The following is a 6,054-nucleotide window of genomic DNA, read 5'->3' on the forward strand; positions in this document are numbered from 1 at the left end:
CGGGGCTGCGGGGGCCGGGGCGTGGTGGGTGGTCGTGTCGGTCACAGCGCACGCTCGTAACTCGCCCAGGCGACATGCGACTCGTGCAGGGTGACGGTGAGGCCGGCCAGGCCCTTGGCGCCTTCGCCCAGCGCGCCCTTGTGGATCCGCTCGGCGAGCCGGTCGGCGATCACCTTGGCGAGGAACTCGGTGGAGGTGTTGATCCCGGCGAAGTCGGGCTCGTTGTCTAGGTTGCGGTAGTTCAGCTCGCTGACCACCGCGCCCAGCTCCTGGGTGGCCAGGCCTATGTCGACGACGATGTTGTCGTCGTCCAGCTGCTCGCGCCGGAAGGTGGCGTCCACGAGGAACGTGGCTCCGTGCAGCCGCTGCGCGGGCCCGAACACCTCGCCGCGGAAGCTGTGGGCGATCATGATGTGATCGCGGACGGTGATGCTGAACAACGGACGACCCTCCAGGTGCGGCGCGTCTGGTCCCCCGCCCGTACCTGCCGGGGGATGCCGTGTAGTACGGCTCCACGCTTCCCCTTGTTCAGCCCGCCCGCACCCTTTTTGTCAGGTCAGCGGCGCGTGTTTCTCAGCTCATGCGTCCGTGCCGTACCGCACCCGGTGGCACAGGGCCGATATCTCACCGGACGCCAGCCGGGGCATGACCTCCGGCAGTTCCTCGAACGCGCACTCACCCGTGATCAGCGCGTCCAGCGCCGGATCGGCGAGCAGGTCCAGGGCGAGGGCGAGCCGGTCGGCGTAGCCGCGGTTGCCACGGCGGGCCGGGGAGACGGTGCCGACCTGGCTGCTGCGGATGACCAGACGGCGGGAGTGGAAGGCCTCGCCGAGCGGGAGCGAGACGGTGCGGTCGCCGTACCAGCTCAGTTCCAGGACGGTGCCCTCGGCGGTCAGCAGTTCGAGCGAGCGGGCGAGACCCTGTTCGGTGGCGCTGGCGTGCACGACGAGGTCGCAGCCGTCCAGGGCGTCCCCGGGCGTGGCGAAGCCGACGCCCAGCGCCTCGGCGACGGTGGCACGCGCGGGATCGGCGTCCACCAGCTGGACCCGCACCCCGGGGAACCGGGCCAGCAGGGCGGCCACCGAGCAGCCGACCATCCCGCCGCCCACCACGGCGATCCGGTCGCCGACCAGTGGCGCGGCGTCCCACAGCGCGTTCACCGCGGTCTCCACGGTGCCCGCCAGGACGGCCCGCCCCGCGGGGACCCGCTCGGGCACCACGGTCACGGCGCTCGCCGGCACGACGTAGCGGGTCTGGTGCGGGTAGAGGCAGAAGACCGTGCGCCCGGCCAGCTCCGGCGGCCCCGCCTCCACCACGCCCACGTTGAGGTAGCCGTACTTCACCGGCCCCGGGAAGTCGCCCTCCTGGAACGGCGCCCGCATCGCCCCGTGCTGGCTGACGGGCACCCCGCCGCGGAACACCAGGGTCTCGGTGCCCCGGCTGACCCCGGAGTACAGCGTGCGCACGACGACCTCGCCGGCGCCGGGCTCCGGAAGGCTCTCGTCGCGTATCTCGCCCCGGCCGGGCGAACCGAGCCAGAAGGCACGGGCGGAACTGTTCATCGAACGTCCTCCTGAACGATCGGCAGGTGGTCCACGTACCGAGGTGTGCACAGGCCGCGCACAGTACGCGGCGTTGATCGACTCTGTCACTCCGTCGGAGGGTGTGCGGTGGCCCTGAACAACACGTACGAGGCGAGGCCCTGTCGTCACATGCCCGTCCAACAGGAGACCGCGGTGGGAGCGGGGGTGCAGATCCTGCTGCTGGCCCTGCTCGGCACGGCGATCGGCATGGGACCTGCGGGCTGGGTGACCGGCCTGGTCTTCGCGGTCGGCACCTGGGCGGTGCTCTCCAGGGCGGTGTTCCGCTCCCGGCTCGCCTCCTTCGGCCCGGCCAACCGGGTGACGCTGGGGCGGGCCACCCTCGTCGGCGGGGTGACGGCGCTGGTCGCCGATTCGTTCGAAAGCTCACCTCCGGTGTCGCTGCTGGTCGGTCTGACGGCTGTGGCGCTGCTCCTGGACGGCGTGGACGGCAAGGTGGCGCGCCGGACCGGCACGTCCACGCCGCTGGGCGCACGCTTCGACATGGAGGTCGACGCGTTCCTGATCCTGGTGCTCAGCGTGTACGTGTCCATGGACCTCGGCCCCTGGGTGCTCCTGATCGGCGGCATGCGTTACGCCTTCGTCGTCGCGGCCCGCGTCATGCCCTGGCTGACCGCGCCGCTGCCGCCGAGCACCGCCCGCAAGACCGTGGCCGCCCTGCAAGGCGTCCTCCTGCTGCTGGCGGGCGCCCACCTCCTTCCGTACCCGGCCGATCTGGGCGTCGTCCTGCTGGCGCTGGCCCTGCTGGTGTGGTCCTTCGGACGGGACGTGCTGTGGCTGCGACAGCGGGCGGCCCTGCGGCGACCGGCCGGCGCCGAGGCCGCACCCCCGCTGCACACCCCTGCCGGGGAGACCGCGCGACACACCCTCGCGGGGACAGCGGCTTCGGCGCACACCTCCGCCGCAGCGACGACCGTCCGGCACCGCACCCTCGTCGAGGAGCTGCTGGAGTCCTCGCCGACGGTGTGAGGCCACGCCACGCCCGATGCGAGGGCCGCCCCGGTGCGGGGGCCGAGCCGCCCCCACCGGCAGAACGCGCCGGAACGCAGCACCCCTGCCGGGTCCGCCCCCAACCCCGCCCCCGCTACCGCACCCCCGTGGCGTCCAGCAGCCGGACCAGGTCCTTGCGGCCGTACCCCAGCAGCGAGGCGCGGTGGGCCGTCGTCAGCAGCAGGTGGGCCACGATGCGCGCCGCATGCCCGTCCTTGTCGTCGGCGCCGAGCCATTCCTGCGGTTTCTCGACGCCGAGGCTGTTCATCACCACCCCGTGCTCGCGGCGGATCTCGGCGACGGTCCCGGCGACGGCGTCCAGCAGCGACTTTCCCGGGCGCTCGCACTCCAGGGCGAAGCCGCCCCAGTCGGCCGGGACGCACCCCTCCGGCGGCCGCGCCCTCAGCCGCGCGTACCGCTCGTCGTCGATGCCGCCGGTCCCGGACCACTCGTCCATCAGGCAGAACCGGTGCACGCCGCGCGGTGCGGGAGGAGGCGGTGGCGTGTACTCCCAGCCCGCGTCCTCGTACAACTGCCGCTTGACCTCCTCCTCGTCGGCGAGGGTCACGGTGAAGCCCGTGTCCTCGTTCCGGCCGGTGGTCGTGCCGTCCTCGTTGTGGTGGACGTACAGCCCCATGTCGTGTCTCCCTCGAAACCGGACGATGCCGGGACGATCCCGTCACCCCGTCGAACGAGCCGCTCCCGCCGCCCGTGCCCGCCACGCCGAACCCCACCCGATCGAGTGACACACGTGCCTGGACGCACCGGCGGCGGTCCCTTCCCCGCACCACCCCGGATTCCCGTGCCGCCCCTGCCCGAGCCGTGCCAGGATGAGGTTCTGACAGGTGATCACCGGGACGGCAGTCACCGGGGTGCGAGTCCAGGACGGAGCCAGGTATCCATGACCTCCCTCAGCAGCGGCGACAGCGGTGCCGCTCCCCGGTACGAGATCGACACCAGCAAGCCGCACCCGGCCCGGATGTACGACTACTTCCTCGGCGGCAAGGACAACTACGAGATCGACCAGCAGGCCGCCGAACGGTTCATGAAGGCGGCCCCCGAGGTGCGCGACGGAGTCCTCGCCAACCGCCGGTTCATGCACCGCGCCGTCCGGCACGTCGTCGCCGAGGGCGGCGTCCGGCAGATCCTGGACGTCGGCACGGGCCTGCCCACCCAGCCCAATGTGCACCAGATCGCGCAGGGCATCGCTCCCGACACCCGTATCGCCTACGTCGACAACGACCCGATCGTCAGCACCCACTCGATGGCCCTGCTGGACGGCGCCGGCGGCACCTCCGTCGTCCTGGCCGATCTGCGCGACCCGCGCGCGATCCTCGAACACCCGGAGGTGCTGCGGGTCATCGACTTCGACCGGCCGGTGGCACTGCTGCTGGTGGCCGTCGTGCACTTCCTCGCCGGGGCGGACGACCCGGCGGGCGTCGTCGCCACCCTCCGCGAGGCGCTGCCCACGGGTTCCTACCTCGTCCTCTCGCATGCCACGGGCGATGTCCACGCCGACCGGCGCGAGGACGCGGCGGCCGTCTACGACCAGGCCACCGCCAGCCTGAACCTCCGCTCGCACGACCAGGTCCTCGAGTTCTTCGGCGACTTCACCCTGCTCGACCCGGGTCTGGTCAAGGTCACCGACTGGCGCCCCGACGAGCCCGCGCGGGACGACGCCCCGCCCATCGGCATCTACGGCGGGGTGGCCCGCAAGGACGGCTGACGGCTCCTCCCGCCGCCGGGACCGCGGAACGGCGGACGACTGACCGGGAGCACGACGGGCGGACGACTGACCGGTGGGCGCGGGCCTCCCGCGCTCGCGCCCACCGGAATCCATGACGGCGGCGCTACGCCGCCTTCCGCTCCCCGTCCCGGTGGGCGCGCACGATCCCCGCGTACCGGTGTCCGCTGCCCTTGACGGTGCGCTTCTGGGTGGCGTAGTCGACGTGGACGAGGCCGAAGCGCTTGTCGTAGCCGTACGCCCACTCGAAGTTGTCCAGCAGCGACCAGGCGAAGTAGCCCGCGAGCGGTGCGCCCTGACGGGTGGCGGAGGCGCAGGCGGCGAGGTGCCGGACCAGGTAGTCCTGGCGCTCGGAGTCGTCGATCGTGCCGTCGGGGCGGACCACGTCCGGGAAGGCCGAGCCGTTCTCGGTGACGTAGAGCCTGCGGGCGCGGTACTCGTCGGTGAGGCGCAGCAGCAGGGTCTCGACGCCGCTCGGGTCGATCTCCCAGTCCATGCCGGTGCGCGGCACGTCGGGGCGGCGTACGGAACGCACGTGCGGGGCGGGACCGGTGGGGTCGTCGGCGATGTGGGCCGGGAAGTAGTAGTTCAGGCCCAGCCAGTCCAGCGGGGTGGCGATGGTCTCCGTGTCGCCGTGCTGCTCGGGGAGTTCGACGCCGTAGACCTCGCGCATGTCGGCGGGGAAGCCGCGGCCGTGGACCGGGTCCAGCCACCAGCGGTTGACGTGGCCGTCGTGGCGGTGGGCCGCGGCGACGTCCTCCGGGCGGTCGGTGGCGGGGAAGACGGTGGAGAGGTTGTTGACGATGCCGATCCTGGCGTTCGGGGCCGCCGCGCGGATCGCCCGGGTGGCCAGGCCGTGGCCGAGGAGCAGGTGGTAGGAGGCGCGGACGGCGGCGGTGAGATCGGTCAGTCCGGGGGCCATCCGGCCCTCCAGGTGGCCGATCCAGGCCGAGCAGGACGGCTCGTTGAGGGTGGTCCAGTGGGTGACCCGGTCGCCCAGGCGGTCGGCGACGACCGAGGCGTAGTCGGCGAAGTGCTCGGCGGTGTCCCGCTCGGGCCAGCCGCCCCGGTCCTGGAGCGCCTGCGGGAGGTCCCAGTGGTAGAGGGTGACGGACGGGGTGATGCCGGCTTCGAGCAGGCCGTCGATCAGCCGGTCGTAGAAGGCGAGACCCTTGGCGTTGACGGGGCCGTCGCCGTCCGGCACCACCCGGGGCCAGGCGATGGACAGCCGGTAGGCGTTCAGCCCCAGTTGCCGCATCAGGGCGATGTCCCCGCGCCAGCGGTGGTAGTGGTCGCAGGCGATGTCGCCGTGGTCGTCGTTGTCGATGTTCCCCGGGGTGTGGGAGAAGGTGTCCCAGATGGACGGCCCACGGCCGTCCTCGGTGGCGGCCCCCTCGATCTGGTACGCCGAAGTGGCCGTTCCCCACAGGAAGTCGTGCGGGAGCGCGGCGAGGTCGATGGTCACGGAAGTCCCTTCGGGATCGGGGCGCTCGGTCACTTGACGGCGCCCGCGGTGAGTCCGGCGACGAGGTAGCGCTGGAGGAGGAGGAAGCCGGCGACCACCGGGACGCTGACGACGAGGGAGGCGGCCATGATCTGGTTCCAGTACACGTCGTTGAGCGTCGAGTAGCCCTGGAGACCGACGGCGAGGGTGCGGGTGGTGTCGTTGGTCATCACGGAGGCGAACAGCACCTCGCCCCACGCGGTCATGAACGCGTA

The 6,054-nt window shown here is 72.3% G+C and carries 6 protein-coding genes and 1 pseudogene; 2 read left to right on the plus strand and 5 right to left on the minus strand.

The annotated features are described in order from the left end of the window. Positions 1-41: 41 nt before the first annotated feature. Together AB0N63_RS28885 and AB0N63_RS28890 are read right to left on the minus strand one after the other, a co-directional pair. Positions 42-440, minus strand: coding sequence for a 6-carboxytetrahydropterin synthase (locus tag AB0N63_RS28885; RefSeq protein WP_019985263.1), 399 nt, complete (start codon positions 438-440; stop codon positions 42-44). Between the two features lie 138 nt (positions 441-578). Continuing rightward, entirely contained in the window at positions 579-1,562 is a 984-nt protein-coding gene (locus tag AB0N63_RS28890) for a zinc-binding alcohol dehydrogenase (RefSeq protein WP_365533287.1), read from the minus strand. A 108-nt stretch (positions 1,563-1,670) separates the two neighbouring features. Here AB0N63_RS28890 and AB0N63_RS28895 point away from each other — a divergent pair, with 108 nt between their 5' ends. Continuing rightward, positions 1,671-2,570, plus strand: a complete 900-nt coding sequence (locus AB0N63_RS28895) for a CDP-alcohol phosphatidyltransferase family protein (RefSeq protein WP_365533289.1) — start codon at positions 1,671-1,673, stop codon at positions 2,568-2,570. 115 nt (positions 2,571-2,685) lie between these two features. On the opposite strand, the gene AB0N63_RS28900 is transcribed toward AB0N63_RS28895, so the two are convergent. Beyond that, entirely contained in the window at positions 2,686-3,228 is a 543-nt protein-coding gene (locus AB0N63_RS28900; RefSeq protein ID WP_365533291.1) for a hypothetical protein, read from the minus strand. Positions 3,229-3,492: 264 nt separating this feature from the next. On the opposite strand from AB0N63_RS28900, the gene AB0N63_RS28905 reads away from it, so the two are divergent. After that, positions 3,493-4,317 carry an SAM-dependent methyltransferase gene (locus AB0N63_RS28905; protein ID WP_365533293.1) on the plus strand — a complete coding sequence of 275 codons (825 nt, stop codon included), beginning with the start codon at positions 3,493-3,495 and terminating at the stop codon, positions 4,315-4,317. 124 nt (positions 4,318-4,441) lie between these two features. Here the strand turns inward: AB0N63_RS28905 and AB0N63_RS28910 are convergent, their stop codons facing one another. Together AB0N63_RS28910 and AB0N63_RS28915 are read right to left on the minus strand one after the other, a co-directional pair. Further along, complete coding sequence (locus tag AB0N63_RS28910; protein ID WP_365533294.1) at positions 4,442-5,800, minus strand: GH1 family beta-glucosidase; 1,359 nt, start codon at positions 5,798-5,800, stop codon at positions 4,442-4,444. Positions 5,801-5,829: 29 nt separating this feature from the next. Next, positions 5,830-6,054: pseudogene (locus tag AB0N63_RS28915) on the minus strand (carbohydrate ABC transporter permease); the annotation flags it as partial.

It is taken from the genome of Streptomyces sp. NPDC093260, assembly GCF_040683715.1.
In the GTDB taxonomy this organism is placed as follows: domain Bacteria; phylum Actinomycetota; class Actinomycetes; order Streptomycetales; family Streptomycetaceae; genus Streptomyces; species Streptomyces sennicomposti.